At 64.3% G+C, this 13,989-nt stretch carries 13 protein-coding genes; 9 read left to right on the top strand and 4 right to left on the bottom strand.

Annotated elements, in window-relative coordinates; genetic code table 11:
* Positions 1 to 4: 4 nt before the first annotated feature.
* The 3 genes from LB515_RS21215 (at position 5) to LB515_RS21205 (ending at position 4,248) form a co-directional block, all read left to right on the top strand.
* Entirely contained in the window at positions 5 to 2,560 is a 2,556-nt protein-coding gene (locus tag LB515_RS21215) for an ABC transporter permease (RefSeq protein WP_224708861.1), read from the top strand.
* Between the two features lie 247 nt (positions 2,561 to 2,807).
* Positions 2,808 to 3,548, top strand: coding sequence for a Bax inhibitor-1/YccA family protein (locus LB515_RS21210; protein ID WP_095769993.1), 741 nt, complete (start codon positions 2,808 to 2,810; stop codon positions 3,546 to 3,548).
* Between the two features lie 118 nt (positions 3,549 to 3,666).
* The gene (locus tag LB515_RS21205) at positions 3,667 to 4,248 is read left to right on the top strand and encodes a GNAT family N-acetyltransferase (RefSeq protein WP_224708860.1); all 582 of its coding nucleotides are present in this window, start codon (positions 3,667 to 3,669) and stop codon (positions 4,246 to 4,248) included.
* A gap of 98 nt (positions 4,249 to 4,346) precedes the next feature.
* Here the strand turns inward: LB515_RS21205 and LB515_RS21200 are convergent, their stop codons facing one another.
* From LB515_RS21200 to acnA, 3 genes are all read right to left on the bottom strand, one after another.
* A complete protein-coding gene (locus tag LB515_RS21200; RefSeq protein WP_224708859.1) occupies positions 4,347 to 4,730 on the bottom strand; it encodes a DUF2794 domain-containing protein in 384 nt (127 codons plus the stop codon).
* An 810-nt stretch (positions 4,731 to 5,540) separates the two neighbouring features.
* On the bottom strand, positions 5,541 to 6,344 hold the full coding sequence (locus tag LB515_RS21195) for a DUF1223 domain-containing protein (RefSeq protein WP_224708858.1): 804 nt from the start codon (positions 6,342 to 6,344) through the stop codon (positions 5,541 to 5,543).
* Positions 6,345 to 6,794: 450 nt separating this feature from the next.
* Complete coding sequence (gene acnA, locus LB515_RS21190; protein ID WP_224708857.1) at positions 6,795 to 9,485, bottom strand: aconitate hydratase AcnA; 2,691 nt, start codon at positions 9,483 to 9,485, stop codon at positions 6,795 to 6,797.
* A 283-nt stretch (positions 9,486 to 9,768) separates the two neighbouring features.
* On the opposite strand from acnA, the gene ccmA reads away from it, so the two are divergent.
* The 4 genes from ccmA (at position 9,769) to LB515_RS21170 (ending at position 12,084) form a co-directional block, all read left to right on the top strand.
* A complete protein-coding gene (ccmA, locus tag LB515_RS21185) occupies positions 9,769 to 10,371 on the top strand; it encodes a heme ABC exporter ATP-binding protein CcmA (protein ID WP_224708856.1) in 603 nt (200 codons plus the stop codon).
* A gap of 193 nt (positions 10,372 to 10,564) precedes the next feature.
* The gene (gene ccmB, locus LB515_RS21180) at positions 10,565 to 11,230 is read left to right on the top strand and encodes a heme exporter protein CcmB (protein WP_224708855.1); all 666 of its coding nucleotides are present in this window, start codon (positions 10,565 to 10,567) and stop codon (positions 11,228 to 11,230) included.
* A gap of 117 nt (positions 11,231 to 11,347) precedes the next feature.
* Positions 11,348 to 11,515: a heme exporter protein CcmD gene (gene ccmD, locus LB515_RS21175; protein ID WP_140700683.1), complete on the top strand. Its 168-nt coding sequence runs from the start codon at positions 11,348 to 11,350 to the stop codon at positions 11,513 to 11,515.
* On the top strand, positions 11,512 to 12,084 hold the full coding sequence (locus LB515_RS21170) for a DsbE family thiol:disulfide interchange protein (protein WP_224638162.1): 573 nt from the start codon (positions 11,512 to 11,514) through the stop codon (positions 12,082 to 12,084). Before ccmD ends, LB515_RS21170 begins: the two co-directional genes overlap by 4 nt.
* A 207-nt stretch (positions 12,085 to 12,291) precedes the next feature.
* On the opposite strand, the gene LB515_RS21165 is transcribed toward LB515_RS21170, so the two are convergent.
* Positions 12,292 to 12,456 carry a hypothetical protein gene (locus LB515_RS21165; protein WP_224584863.1) on the bottom strand — a complete coding sequence of 55 codons (165 nt, stop codon included), beginning with the start codon at positions 12,454 to 12,456 and terminating at the stop codon, positions 12,292 to 12,294.
* Positions 12,457 to 12,750: 294 nt separating this feature from the next.
* Here LB515_RS21165 and LB515_RS21160 point away from each other — a divergent pair, with 294 nt between their 5' ends.
* Both LB515_RS21160 and LB515_RS21155 read left to right on the top strand, forming a co-directional pair.
* A complete protein-coding gene (locus LB515_RS21160; protein ID WP_095769986.1) occupies positions 12,751 to 13,671 on the top strand; it encodes an SMP-30/gluconolactonase/LRE family protein in 921 nt (306 codons plus the stop codon).
* Positions 13,672 to 13,699: 28 nt separating this feature from the next.
* Positions 13,700 to 13,906, top strand: coding sequence for a tautomerase family protein (locus LB515_RS21155; protein WP_140634900.1), 207 nt, complete (start codon positions 13,700 to 13,702; stop codon positions 13,904 to 13,906).
* Positions 13,907 to 13,989: the final 83 nt, after the last annotated feature.

Genomic DNA, 13,989 nt, shown 5'->3' with positions numbered 1-13,989 from the left:
AGGCATGGCGGCCGCCCGGCTTCGAACCCTGAAGCTTGCCATCCGCTTCTCGCTGCGCGAGATGCGCGGCGGACTGTCCGGCTTCATGATCTTCCTCGGCTGCATCGCGCTGGGCGTCGCGGCGATCGGCGGCGTCAATTCGGTGGCGCAGGCGATCTCGGCCGGCGTCGCCAATCAGGGCCAGACGCTGCTTGGCGGCGATTTGCGCTTCCAGGTCAACCAGCGCAGCGCTTCCGATGCGGAGCTCGGCTTCATCAAGGGCCTCGGCACTGTCTCGCTCAATTCCGGCATGCGCTCGATGGCGCGGCTGGAGGACGGCTCGGACCAGGCGCTGGTCGAGGCAAAGGCCGTCGACGACGCCTATCCGCTCTTCGGCGCTCTGGAAACTGATCCGGCGCTGCCGAAGGACCAATTGTTCGGCGAACGGTCCGACGTGTTCGGCGCCGCCGCGCCCGACCTGTTGTTCGACCGGCTCAATCTTCACATCGGCGACAAGTTGAAACTCGGCAGCGCCACTTTCGAGTTGCGGGCGAGGCTGGTCAGCGAGCCGGATGCGGTGTCGGACGGTTTCGGTTTCGCGCCGCGGCTGATGATTTCGCGCCAGGGCCTTGCCGCATCCGGCCTGGTGCAACCCGGCAGCCTGGTCGAGAACGCCTATAAGGTGCGCCTGCCCGACGGCACGTCCGAGGCGCGGATCAAGGACATCCAGGCTCAAGCCGCGAAGGATTTCCCGCAGGCCGGCTGGTCGATCCGCACGCGCAGCAACGCCGCCCCCGCGCTCTCCGCCAATATCGAGCGCTTCTCGCAATTCCTGACGCTCGTCGGGCTGACGGCGCTGGTGGTCGGCGGCGTCGGCGTGGCGAACGCCGTGCGCGCCTATCTCGACGGCAAACGCGGCGTCATCGCCACCTTCAAGAGCCTCGGCGCCTCGGGCGGCTTCGTCTTCACCGTCTATCTGGTGCAGATCCTGTTGATTGCGGGCCTCGGCATCGTGCTCGGGCTTATCGTCGGCGCCGCGATGCCGTTCGTGGCGAGCGCGCTTCTGCAGTCGGTCATCCCCGTGCCGGCGCAAGGCGGCTTCTATCCCGGCGCGCTGGCCCTTGCCGCGCTGTTCGGCCTGCTGGTGACGCTGGCCTTCGCGCTTTTGCCGCTCGGCCGCGCCCGCGACGTGCCGGCAACCGCGCTGTTCCGCGAAATGGGCTTTGAAAGCCGGGGCCTGCCGCGCCTGCCCTATACGGGCGCGGCGCTCGCGATCGTGCTGGCGCTGGCGGCGTTGGCGATCCTTTCGGCCAACGACTACCGCATCGCCTCGATCTTCGTCGGCGCCACGGTCTTCGCCTTCCTGGTGCTGCGGCTGGTGGCCGCGCTGGTGCAGTGGGCGGCAAAAAAGAGCCCGCGTGTACGCTCCGTCTCGCTGCGGCTGGCGCTCGGCAACATCCACCGTCCCGGCGCGCTGACGCCCTCGGTAGTGCTGTCGCTCGGCCTCGGGCTGACGCTTCTCGTCACCCTGGCGCTGATCGATGGGAATCTCAGGCGGCAGATCTCCGGCAGCCTGCCGGAGCGGGCGCCGAACTTCTTCTTCGTCGACATCCAGAGCAGCGACGTCGATGCCTTCGCCGGCCTTGTCGGCAAGGAGTCGCCGCGGGGAACGCTGGTCAAGGTGCCGATGCTGCGCGGGCGCATCATGGCGCTCAACGGCGTCGACGTCGACAAGCTGAAGATCCCGGCCGACGGCGCCTGGGTGCTGCGCGGCGACCGCGGCCTGACCTATGACGCGAAGCAGCCGGAAAATGCGACGCTGACCGAAGGCGCGTGGTGGCCGCAGGACTATTCCGGCGAGCCGCTGGTGTCGTTCTCGGCCGAGGAGGGCAAGGCGATCGGGCTGAAGCTCGGCGACACCGTCACCGTCAATGTGCTTGGACGCAACGTCACCGCGAGGATCGCGAATTTCCGCCAGGTCGAGTGGGAGACGATGGGCATCAACTTCGTCATGGTGTTTTCGCCCAACACCTTTGCCGGGGCGCCGCATGGCTGGCTGGCGACACTGACCGACAAACAAGCCACCGCGGCCGACGATGCAAGGCTGCTCAACGCCGTCACCCGCGCCTTTCCGGCTGTGACGACGGTGCGCGTCAAGGATGCGCTCGACATCGTCAACCGGCTGGTCGCGCAATTGGGTGCGGCGATCCGCGCAGCCGCCGGCGTGGCGCTGATCGCCTCAGTGCTGGTGCTCTCCGGCGCTTTGGCCGCCGGCAACCGGGCGCGCATCCACGACGCTGTGGTGCTGAAGACGCTCGGCGCGACGCGACGAACGCTGATTGCGGCTTTCTCGCTGGAATATGTGCTGATCGGCCTTGCGACCGCGCTGTTCGCGCTTGCCGCCGGCGGCATCGCCGCCTGGTTCGTGGTCGCGCATATCATGACGCTGCCGTCGCATTTTATGCCACAGGTCGCGGTGGCGACGATCCTGGTTTCGCTGGCTGTCACCGTCGGCATCGGCCTTGCCGGCACATGGCGGGTGCTCGGCCACAAGGCGGCGCCGGTGCTGCGCAACCTTTGACGGAGGGGGCCGAGAGCCACCCGCCCGCTTAAACCTGTGTAAGCCCGGTTAAATTTTTGTAAGAAGGACGCCCGGAAGACCCGAAAACCGGCCTTTTCCTTTCTCACGAAGCGTTGCGCCTCGTTACCGTCTTGTTCTTGACGTCGAGAACGCTCATATTTTGCGCAGGCATGCTGGAGCCCCGCCAGCGGCGCCTGGTCTCGAATGACCTGTCACCGGACGGGGCAGAAGCAACAGAGGATTTCCAATGGCTGATCCCATTCGCAACTACCAGACGTCCGCCGCCCCCGGCGTGCGCGTCGATATCGATCAGGGCCTGCGCGCCTACATGATCAAAGTCTACAACCTCATGGGGCTTGGCCTGCTCATTACCGGCCTTGCCGCCTGGGGCGCCTTCCAGCTCGCCATCACCGGCGACGGCCAGCTGACCGCTTTCGGCCAGCTGATCTATGCAAGCGCGTTCCGCTGGGTCGTCATCCTGGCGCCGCTCGCCGCCGTAATGTTCCTGTCGTTCCGCATCCAGTCGATGAGCGTGGGCGCGGCTCAGGCCACGTTCTGGGTCTATGCCGGCCTTGTCGGCCTGTCGCTGTCGACGATCTTCCTCGTCTATACCGGCACCAGCATTACCCAGACCTTCTTCGCCACGGCCGCGGCCTTTGGCGGCCTGTCGCTCTACGGCTACACGACCAGGCGCGACCTGTCGGCGTTCGGCTCGTTCCTGATCATGGGCGTGATCGGCTTGCTGATCGCGATGCTGATCAACATCTTCCTGCAGTCGTCGGCGCTCGCTTTCGCCATCTCGGCGATTGGCGTGCTGGTCTTCGCCGGCCTGACCGCCTACGACACGCAGAAGATCAAGGAGATGTATTTCGAAGGTGACGTCGCCGACGTCGCCGGCCGCAAGGCGATCATGGGCGCGCTGCGCCTCTATCTCGACTTCATCAACCTGTTCATGTTCCTGCTGCAGTTCATGGGCGACCGCCGCTAAGGGCGGTTACCCTGGTTTCAGTGGACCATAGATTTTGCGAAGGGCGGCCCAACGGCCGCCCTTCCTTTTAATGCAGTCATCTGCTGTTATCGAGGCAGGAGAGATAGCTGCACAAATTATGAGCAATACTGCGATCAGGGCCGCTACTGCGGCCGACCTCGACCGAATCACGGAAATCTATGCCGATGCGGTCGCGCACGGCACAGCAAGCTACGAGCTGGAACCGCCGAGCCGCGCCGAAATGGGCAACCGATTCGACGCTCTAGCAGCGGGCGGCTTTCCTTATCTCGTGGCGGAGAAGGACGGCATCGTGCTCGGCTATGCCTATGCCGGACCGTTCCGACCGCGTCCCGCCTACCGATTCGTCATCGAGGATTCAGTCTATGTCGCGCCGGAGGCCAAGGGGCAGGGCGTGGGCTTGCTGCTGATGCGGGCGCTGATCGAGACGGCGCGCGCGGCGGGCTTCCGCCAGATCATCGCGGTGATCGGCGACGGCCATGCAGACAGCGCCTCGGTGCGGCTGCACGAGAAGCTCGGCTTCCGCCATTCCGGGCGCCTCGAGGGCTCCGGCTACAAGCACGGACGCTGGCTGGACACGGTGTTCATGCAGCTTTCGCTGAATGGCGGCGCGGAATTGCCGCCCGATCCGGATTCGCTGCCCGAGCGAAGGTTTCGGATTCAAAAGGAATTGAAGAACTGAAGAATTGAGGAACTGAAGAAAACGACTGCCGCACCGGCCGCCAAGCGCCCTTTTTCCTCAGTTCTTCAATTCTTCAGTTCATCAATTCCCCTTTCCCTTCACGCCTCGACGACCTTCAGCTTGGCATCGAAGACACCAAGCACGCGGCCGAGCTCCTGGCCGCGCTTGAGGATGCGGCCGCCGGCGGCGATGACGGCGAAAGCGCCTTGCCGGCGCGCCAGCCTGGGGTCTTTGACGATCTGGAACAGCGGCACTTCACTGGCCCGGCGGAAGACGGAAAAGACAGCGCGATCAGTGAGATGATCGATCGCGTAGTCGCGCCATTCATTGGCCGCAACCATGCGTCCGTAAAGCCTCAGGATCTGGTCGAGCTCGCGCCGGTCGAATCGCACCGGCTGGTCTAGGCGTGCGTTGCGCGCCTCGTGCAACGGGATCAATATTCCGGATGCTTCCCCATCCTCCCCGCCGCTGTGATCGGTCATGCCTCGATCCTTCGATTGAATCATGCGCCGGCCAAGGTTCGCGCTTTCATAAGGGAATTGCAAGGGCACGATGGAAATGCAGGGCCGGCCGAACACGCGCGGGTCGCGCGGTTTCCCAAACGTCCAGTCACGTTTGCGAAACACATGTTGGAATTGGTGATGCTCCGCCACATTCTCGCCACAAATAATCCGCGCTCATGCCCCAATGTCCGACGAATTTACGGTCGTTGCCTGAGACGGTTCGGTCCGGCACCGGCTCGTAAACCCCAAGCCCCCCGCCCACGGGTCAGCGTCGGATCGAACCAACCTCGGTTTTTCCTTGGAAAAATCAGGTGCGACGATCCCAAAACCTGAATGACCGGCGTCAGAAGCAAGCTGACGCCGGTTTTTTATTTTCCAGCTCTCCTTGTCTACCGCATGCACACATTTCCAAGCGGGCTGGTCTTTGGCGATAGTGTGCATTGCAGCTTGGCGCATGCATTGCCTAATCCAATATAGCGCTGGTCGACCCCCCACTCCGTCTCGGCTTCGCCGAGCCACCTCTCCCCCCGATCGACGGGGGAGAGGAAAGGCGCCAAGCTTTTTGCCGTCGACGCTCGTCCGCAAGGCTCCCTTCCTTTCCCTCCGGAGGGGGGAAAGGTGGCGCTGCGAAGCAGCGACGGATTGGGGGAACCACCTGGCAATCAAGCCTTCAGCCGATCAATCACGCCGATCAAGGCATCCCGGCTATCCGAACTCCCAGAGATTGCCTGCCTTGTGGTGAGAAGCGGTCCGCGCTAGCGGACGAAAAGCCAATTGCTAGAACGGGAGCTAAAGCCGGTCCGGCTTGCGGATGAAGGCGGCGCCGAGAATCGGCCCCGGCATGCCGTCCTTGCCGACCGACTGCAGCAGCACCGCGCAGCCGCCCTTTTTGGCGATCTCGGTCATCGGCAGTTCGTAACGCTGCGCCTTGCCGTGCCACATGCCGGCGGTCTGGATGTCGGAAACGGCGTTCCAGTAGGTCAGGCTGCGGCCGCTGTTCTCGCCCTGGCCGATCTTCACCGTCTGCGGCGGATCGAAATAGACGATCACAACATGGGCGTCGCTCGGGCCGTTGCCGGCGTCGCCCGCGTCGATCATGACGCGGTCGCTGGTTCGGCTCACCTTGATGCCGACCCGCATGCCCTCGCCGGTCCGGTCCATCCGGGCCAAGGCGCCGTCGACATCCTTGCGGCTGGCGCCGTTGACGTGGCTGCGGCCGTTGATGACGGCTTGCGGCGTGTAGACCGAGCGGCTGCCGAAGGCGCGCATATAGTCATATTGGCGCTCGGTGTTTTCCTTGGTGCTCAGCGTGTCCTGCCAGCCGAGATAGTCCCAGTAATTGACGTGGTAGGCGAGCGCTATGATGTCGTCCTTGCCGGCGAGCTCAGCAAAGAACTCGTCGGCCGGCGGACAGGAACTGCAGCCCTGGCTGGTGAACAATTCGATCACGCCCAAGGGCTTGTCGCTTTGGGCGTTGTCGGTCCGCGGCTTATCCATCACGGCCTTGACGGGCTCGGCTGCAAGGGCCGCGCCGCCCAACGCGGTGAGGGCCAGCGCCAGTGCCGCAAGCCGCAATCGTCCTTGAATTGCCATGACTTTCCAATTCCCGCCGGTGACGCCGGCCTTGTTCTGATTGCCAAAATATGTGGCAGAAGCGCCAGTCAACGGGAAGTCACGTTGCGGTGAAATTTTGATGTTGCAGCAGCAGGTAAGGGCGCAATAGGCGGGGTGATTGCATTTCACGGCGCGGTTCGATTCGGGAGCAGCGTCCTCGCCATGGGGCAAACTCTCCTGACCCCAGTCGATCTCTATTGCGAACGGTCGGGGCCTGGACTTTGGGCAGAGCCGGCCAATGCTTCGACCAACCTGACTTTCATTGCCGCGGGACTGCTGGCGGCGACGGCGAGGTTGGGAAGGCGAAGGCAGTAGGCAGTAGGCAGTAGGCAGTAGGCAGTAGGCAGTAGGCAGTAGGCAGTAGGCAGTAGGCAGTAGGTGTCCTGTTTCCCTACTGCCTACTGCCTAAGCCCTACTCCCTTGCTGCTGTTAAGCAGCGAGATCCCGCAGCACGTACTGCAAGATGCCGCCATTCTTGAAGTAGTCGAGCTCGTCCAGCGTATCGATGCGGCAGACGATCGGCACGTTCTTCACCGTGCCGTCGCCGAAGGTCACCTTGGCGACCATCTTCTGGCGCGGCTTGATCGTGTCCAGGCCGTCGATCTCGACCAGCTCGTCGCCCTTCAAATTGAGCGAGGCCCATGAGGTGCCGTCCTCGAAGACAAAGGGGATGACGCCCATGCCGACCAGATTGGAGCGGTGGATGCGCTCGAAGGACTGGGCGATGACGGCGCGGACACCAAGGAGATTCGTTCCCTTGGCCGCCCAGTCGCGCGAGGAGCCGTTGCCGTATTCGACGCCGGCGAAGATCACCAGCGGCACGCCTTCCTGCTTGTATTTCATGGCGGCGTCGTAGATCGACATCTCCTCCTTCGAAGGATAGTGGATCGTGTAGCCGCCTTCGCGGCCGTTCTCGCCCAGCATGTGGTTGCGGATGCGGATGTTGGCGAAGGTGCCGCGCATCATCACCTCATGATTGCCGCGCCGCGTGCCGTACTGGTTGAAGTCGGCGACGCCGACGCCATGCTCGGTGAGATACTTGCCGGCCGGCGAAGCGGCCTTGATCGAACCGGCCGGCGAGATGTGGTCGGTGGTGATCTTGTCACCGAAGAGACCGAGCACCCGCGCGCCCTTGATGTCGCCGATCTTGCCGAAGGCGCGGCCCATGCCGGCGAAATAGGGCGGGTTCTGCACATAGGTCGAGTGGTCGTCCCAGGCGTAAGTCTGGCCTTCCGGCACCTTGACCTTCTGCCAATAGGCGTCGCCCTTGAAGACGTCGGCATATTTGCGGGCGAACAGCTCGCGGGTGACGTTCTTCTCGATGAACTCCTGGATCTCGGCCGAGGTCGGCCAGATGTCCTTGAGATAGACCGGCCTGCCGTCGCTGCCCTCGCCGAGCGGCTCGGTCGTCAGATCCCTGGTCACCGTGCCGGCCAGCGCATGCGCGACCACGAGCGGCGGCGAAGCGAGGTAGTTCGCCTGCACGTCCGGCGAGACGCGGCCTTCGAAGTTGCGGTTGCCGGACAAGACCGCGGCGGCGATCAGGCCCTTGTCGTTGATGGTCTTCGAGATCGGCGCCGGCAGCGGGCCGGAATTGCCGATGCAGGTGGTGCAGCCGAAGCCGACCAGATTGAAGCCGATCTGGTCGAGCTCCTTCTGCAGGCCGGACTTTTCGAGATATTCCGCCACCACCTGGCTGCCCGGCGCGAGCGAGGTTTTCACCCACGGCTTCTGCTTCAGGCCGCGCCGGTTGGCGTTGCGGGCCAGCAGGCCCGCGCCGATCAGCACACTCGGGTTAGAAGTGTTGGTGCAGGAGGTGATGGCGGCGATGACGACGTCGCCATGGCCGAGATCGTGATCGGTGCCCTCGACGGCGTAGCGCTTCGAGATCTCGGCGGCCTTCTTGTATTCGGTCTCCATCGCCTTGGCGAAGCCGGCGGGGATGTCCTGCAGGGCGACGCGGCCCTCGGGACGCTTCGGGCCGGCCATCGACGGCACCACGTCGCCGAGGTCGAGCTCGAGCAGATCGGTGAAGACCGGGTCGGCCGAGCCTGTGTCGCGCCACATGCCTTGCGCTTTCGAATAGGCCTCGACCAGGGCGATGCGGTTCTCCTCGCGGCCGGACATGGTCAGGTAGCGGATGGTTTCGGAGTCGACCGGGAAGAAGCCGCAGGTCGCGCCATATTCCGGCGCCATGTTGCCGATGGTGGCGCGGTCGGCCAGCGTCATGTTGGAGAGGCCGGGGCCGAAGAACTCGACGAACTTGCCGACCACGCCCTTCTTGCGCAGCATCTGGGTGACGGTGAGCACCAGGTCGGTGGCGGTGACGCCTTCCTTGAGCCTGCCGGTGAGGCGAAAGCCGATGACCTCGGGCAAAAGCATGGAGACCGGCTGGCCGAGCATCGCGGCCTCGGCCTCGATGCCGCCGACACCCCAGCCCAACACGCCGAGACCGTTGATCATGGTGGTGTGCGAATCGGTGCCGACGCAGGTGTCGGGATAGGCGACGGTTTCGCCGTCCTCCGAATTGGTCCACACCACCTGTCCGAGATATTCGAGGTTTACCTGGTGGCAGATGCCGGTGCCGGGCGGCACGACTCGGAAGTTGCGGAAGGCCTGCTGGCCCCATTTCAGGAACTTGTAGCGCTCTTCGTTGCGCTCATATTCGAGCTCGACATTGCGCGCGAAGGCCATCGGCGTGCCGAACTCGTCGACGATGACGGAGTGGTCGATAACGAGATCGACCGGCACCAGCGGATTGATCTTTTCCGGGTCGCCGCCGAGCGCCTTGATGCCGTCGCGCATGGCGGCGAGGTCGACGACCGCCGGAACGCCGGTGAAATCCTGCATCAGCACGCGGGCCGGGCGATAGGCGATCTCGACGCCGGCGGTGCCCTTGTCGATCAGCCAGGCGGCGACCGCCTGGATCGATTCGCTGGTAACCGAGCGGCCATCCTCGTTGCGCAGCAGGTTCTCCAGCAGCACCTTCATCGAATAAGGCAGCCGGGCGATGCCGGTGAGGCCGTTCTTCTCGGCCTCAACGAGGTCGAAATAAACATAATCCGCGCCACCTGCGGTCAGGGTGCGGCGGCAATTGAAACTGTCGAGGGATTTCGTCACGGCGATCCGTCCTTGTCTGTTCAGCCTGAAAGGGAACGGACGCCGTTGGCATGCAATCACGCGCAAAGGTGCGGGTACGGCCATTTCCGCTGTCCGCTCCCAAGCAACCCGAGCCGTTCAAGGCGGCGCGTGCGCTGGTTCGGCGCTAATTCTGATCCCGCGCCGACCGCTGGCACGGATGAACCGCATATAGAGAATTTCCCGGAATAGTTCTAGACAGTCGAAAGACGAATTTGCGTGAGGCGGCGAGCGCCGCGCAACGGTGCTTTCGGGACGGGCAAGAATGCGGCTGATCGCCGAAAATCTGGGCGGCGAGCGCGGCGGCGAGACGGTTTTCTCCAACATCAGCTTCGCGCTGGAAAAGGGCGAGGCGCTCATCGTCACCGGGCCGAACGGCGCGGGCAAATCGACGCTGCTGAGAATCGTCGCCGGGCTGCTGCCGGCCGCCGGAGGCAAGGTGCTTGTCGAGGGCGGCGGCGAGGCTTTCCCGACGGTCGCCTCGGCTTCGCATTATCTCGGCCATCTCAACGCAATGAAGACGGCGCTCAGCGTCGAGGAGAATCTCTGCTTCTGGCGCGCCTTCCAGGGCGAGCCGGGGCTGGACGTCGAAGAGGCGCTGGAGACGGTGGCGCTCGGCGGTCTCGGGCATCTGCCCTTCGGCTATCTATCGACGGGGCAGAGGCGACGCGCGTCGATCGCCAAGCTTTTGGTCAGCCGTCGGCCCGTCTGGCTCTTGGACGAGCCGACGGCGGGGTTGGACAAAGCTTCGGAGGAACGGTTCGCGGGGCTGATGCGGGGCCATCTCGACGATGGGGGGATCGTGGTTGCGGCGACGCATCTGCCGCTGGGGCTGGAAGGAGCGAAGGTGTTGAGGATGGGCGATTGATGTCGGCGCGAGGCACCCCCCTCTGCCCTGCCGGGCATCTCCCCCGCAAGGGGGGAGATCGGCAGTTTGGGCGCCTCGCTAGCCTTGCTACGCTGGAGATTGGCGAAAGCCGAGGCGACATCCAATCTCCCCCCTTGAGGGGGAGATGGCCGGCAGGCCAGAGAGGGGGGCCTGGGCGTGGGCATCTCAAATCATGCTAGCCCTCTTCCTCCGCGACATCCGCCTTTCCATCCGTGCCGGCGGCGGGGCGCTGATCGGCGTGATTTTTTTCCTCGCCGTGATCGTCACCATCCCGTTCGGCGTCGGTCCCGATCTCAACCTCCTGTCGCGCATCGGCCCGGCCATCCTGTGGATCGCTGCGCTGCTTGCCTGCCTGCTCGGGCTCGACCGGCTGTTCCAGGCCGACCGCGAGGACGGCTCGCTGGATCTCCTGGTGCTGAACGGCGACCGCCACATGCTGGCGCTGACGGTGCTGACGAAATGCCTGGCGCACTGGACGGGCAGCGTGCTGCCGCTGGTGGTCGCGGCACCTCTGCTCGGCCTGTTCATGAATATGGCGCCGCTGGGCATCGGCGCCACGGCGCTCACGCTTCTCGTCGGTACGCCGGCCATCACCTTCATCGGCGCGGCAGGCGCCGCGGTGGCGGTGGCGCTGCCGCGCGGCGGATTGCTTATTTCGGTGCTGGTGCTGCCTTTGACCATTCCGGTGCTGATCTTCGGCGTTTCGGCAAGCTATGGCGCGGTGGCCGATCCGGCGCCGTTCCTGCAGCCTTTCCTCATTCTTGCCGCGCTGACGCTGTTTCTTGCGGTGCTCGGTCCACTGGCGGCAGCGCTGGCGTTGCGGCACGGGACGGATTGAGGCGACGAAGACGTTGCCTCACTGCGGCACCGCGGCAAATTGCGGACCGGCCGACGCGGGGTTATGGAAAGACATGATCGGAACGGTTGACATGGCTACGAGCAGGGAGCGGTCGCTATGAGCGCGCACGCCCTGTTCGTCACTGCCGCCTATGCCATCACCGCCGTTGTGCTGGCCGGACTGATCGGCTGGATCCTGCTCGACCAGCGGGCGCGCAGGCGTGAGCTTGCGGCGCTGGAAGCGGCCGGGGTGCGGCGGCGTTCCGACAAGGCCGTCAAGCCATGAGCCTCGAAACCGAAGCGCCGCGCCGCCGCCTGTTCGTGCTTCTGCCGCTCTTGGTGTTCCTGGGTTTGGCGGGGTTGTTCCTGTCGCAGCTTCTCTCGGGCCGCGACACCTCGGAAATCCCCTCGGCGCTGATCGGCCTGCCGGCGCCGCAGACCGACTTGCCGCCGCTCGAAGGGACGAGCCTGCCGGGGCTCGCGTCAAAAGACTTTACCGGCAAGGTGACGCTGGTCAACGTGTTCGCGTCCTGGTGCGCGCCGTGCCGCGAGGAGCATCCGGTGCTGCTGGGCCTGTCGCAGGACAAGCGCTTCACGCTCGCCGCGCTGAACTACAAGGACCAGCCGGAAAACGCCCGCCGCTTCCTTGGCGAGCTCGGCAATCCGTATCAGGCGATCGGCGTCGATCCGGCCGGACGCGCGGCGATCGACTGGGGCGTCTACGGCGTGCCGGAAACCTTCGTTATTGGCAAGGACGGCAAAATCGCCTACAAGCATGTCGGGCCGCTGACGCCGGAGTCGGCGCGGGACCTGCTGCTGCCGCAGATCGAGAAAGCGCTGTCGGCGCCGGGCTGAGGCGCCTCCCGTCCGTCGTCATTCTAGGGCGAAGCAAGGAGCGAAGCGACGCAGCGCAGACCCTAGAATCCATTCCGTTACGTTGATCGTAGAACCCCGCGGTCAAGAACTGGCGCTTGTGGGCGCGCGTGCCTGCACCGCTGCGGCGCTCGAAGGTCACGGCATGGATCCTCGGGTCAAGCCCGAGGATGACGAAAGCGTCGAAGCTCAGCCGTAGATCTGCTTGTGGATCTGGTAGAGCATTTCCGAACGGTCGGCGCGCAGATCGGCGAGATCGCGGCTGGACAGGTTCTCGATTTCGGCGACAAGGCGGTTGTAGTGGCGGCGCTTGGCCATGCTGGCGCGGGCGCGGGAGACAAGATTGTCGAACATGACAGGGTTCCTTTCATGCCGCATTGGCGCGGCCGGTTGTTCCTCCCTGACGATTGCGAGCATGACATAGTAATGGTGCGTTGCAAAAGAAAGATGTTGCAATGCACCATTGCAGCCAGCGCATAGCCGGTTAATTGCAAGCTAACGGGCCATGCGTCCGGCGTGGCATACGAGACCGGTCGGCTTCACGCAGTTCTCATCCGTTTTTGTCATACAAATTGCTGGCGTGCCGTCTTGCCAGAACGGCTGCGGGCTGGCTTGATCCGCCCGTCACCTGATGCCGGGAGGAAATTGATGGCGGCCGCAGACTATTACGAAGTTCTCGATCCGCGCTTCGCGCGCCTGTTCAACGGCAGCGCGCAGGTGGAGAAGCTGTTCACCGGATGCCGCTGGGCAGAAGGACCGGCCTGGTTCGCCGCCGGCCGCTATGTCGTCTGGTCGGATATTCCAAACAACCGCATGCTGCGCTATGACGAAACCGACGGGAGCGTCAGCGTGTTCCGCCAGCCGTCCGGCAATTCCAACGGCAACACGGTCGACCGGCAGGGCCGGCTGGTGACCTGCGAGCATTCCGGCCGCCGCGTCAGCCGGACGGAGTTCGACGGCTCGGTCACTACCATCGCCGACAAATGGAAAGGCAAGCGGCTGAACTCGCCCAACGACGTGGTGGTGCGCTCCGACGGCTCGATCTGGTTCACCGATCCAAGCTACGGCATCGACACCGACTATGAGGGCGACAAGGCCGAAAGCGAGATCGGCGCCTGCAACGTCTATCGCGTCGATCCCGAGACCGGCGATGTCGAGGCGGTCATCACCGACATGGTGCGGCCGAACGGGCTCGCCTTCTCGCTCGACGAAAGCCTGCTCTATGTCGTCGACACCGGCCGGACGCATGGCGAGAAGAATCCGGCGCATATGCGCGTCTTCAATGTCGGCAAGCACGGCAAGAAGGTTTCCGGCGGCAAGGTGTTTGCCGACTGCACCGCCGGCCTGTTCGACGGGTTCCGGCTCGATTCGGACGGCCGCATCTGGACAAGTGCGGCCGACGGCATCCATTGCTACGACCCCGACGGCACGCTGATTGGCAAGGTCAAGGTGCCGGAAGTGACCGCCAACTGCGTGTTCGGCGGCAACAAACTCAACTGCCTCTACATCGCCGGCACCACCTCGCTCTACATGGTGCGGCTCATGGTGAACGGGGCCAAGACGTACTGACAGCGAGGCATATCAGCGGGAGAGAAAAATGCCGTTCGTCAACATCCGCATCGTCAAGGAAGTGATCGCCGCCGATCCGGCCGGCAAGAAGGCTGACATCGCCAAGAAGGTGACTGCGGCCATCATGGACGCCACCGGGCTTGGCAACGACGACGTCTGGGTGGTGTTCGAGGAGGTCAACGCCCGCGACTGGTTTGTCGGCAAGACCGATGTCGAGACGCGGAGGAAGGGGTAGGGGCTCTGCCTTCTCCCCTTGTGGGAGAAGGTGGCCTCGCGAAGCGAGGTCGGATGAGGGGTGTTCCAGCTTGGCGACGCCGT

The organism is Mesorhizobium sp. CA15 (assembly GCF_020165215.1).
Classification (GTDB): domain Bacteria; phylum Pseudomonadota; class Alphaproteobacteria; order Rhizobiales; family Rhizobiaceae; genus Mesorhizobium.
This window is presented reverse-complemented; position numbering and strand designations above follow the sequence as displayed.

Coding starts and splice junctions, on each gene's coding strand:
- ccmA (WP_224708856.1), top strand. CDS start 9,769: ATGCGGCTGATCGCCGAAAATCTGGGCGGCGAGCGCGGCGGCGAGACG.
- LB515_RS21195 (WP_224708858.1), bottom strand. CDS start 6,344: ATGGCAATTCAAGGACGATTGCGGCTTGCGGCACTGGCGCTGGCCCTC.
- LB515_RS21155 (WP_140634900.1), top strand. CDS start 13,700: ATGCCGTTCGTCAACATCCGCATCGTCAAGGAAGTGATCGCCGCCGAT.
- LB515_RS21165 (WP_224584863.1), bottom strand. CDS start 12,456: ATGTTCGACAATCTTGTCTCCCGCGCCCGCGCCAGCATGGCCAAGCGC.
- ccmD (WP_140700683.1), top strand. CDS start 11,348: ATGAGCGCGCACGCCCTGTTCGTCACTGCCGCCTATGCCATCACCGCC.
- LB515_RS21205 (WP_224708860.1), top strand. CDS start 3,667: ATGAGCAATACTGCGATCAGGGCCGCTACTGCGGCCGACCTCGACCGA.
- LB515_RS21215 (WP_224708861.1), top strand. CDS start 5: ATGGCGGCCGCCCGGCTTCGAACCCTGAAGCTTGCCATCCGCTTCTCG.
- LB515_RS21200 (WP_224708859.1), bottom strand. CDS start 4,730: ATGACCGATCACAGCGGCGGGGAGGATGGGGAAGCATCCGGAATATTG.
- LB515_RS21160 (WP_095769986.1), top strand. CDS start 12,751: ATGGCGGCCGCAGACTATTACGAAGTTCTCGATCCGCGCTTCGCGCGC.
- ccmB (WP_224708855.1), top strand. CDS start 10,565: ATGCTAGCCCTCTTCCTCCGCGACATCCGCCTTTCCATCCGTGCCGGC.
- LB515_RS21210 (WP_095769993.1), top strand. CDS start 2,808: ATGGCTGATCCCATTCGCAACTACCAGACGTCCGCCGCCCCCGGCGTG.
- LB515_RS21170 (WP_224638162.1), top strand. CDS start 11,512: ATGAGCCTCGAAACCGAAGCGCCGCGCCGCCGCCTGTTCGTGCTTCTG.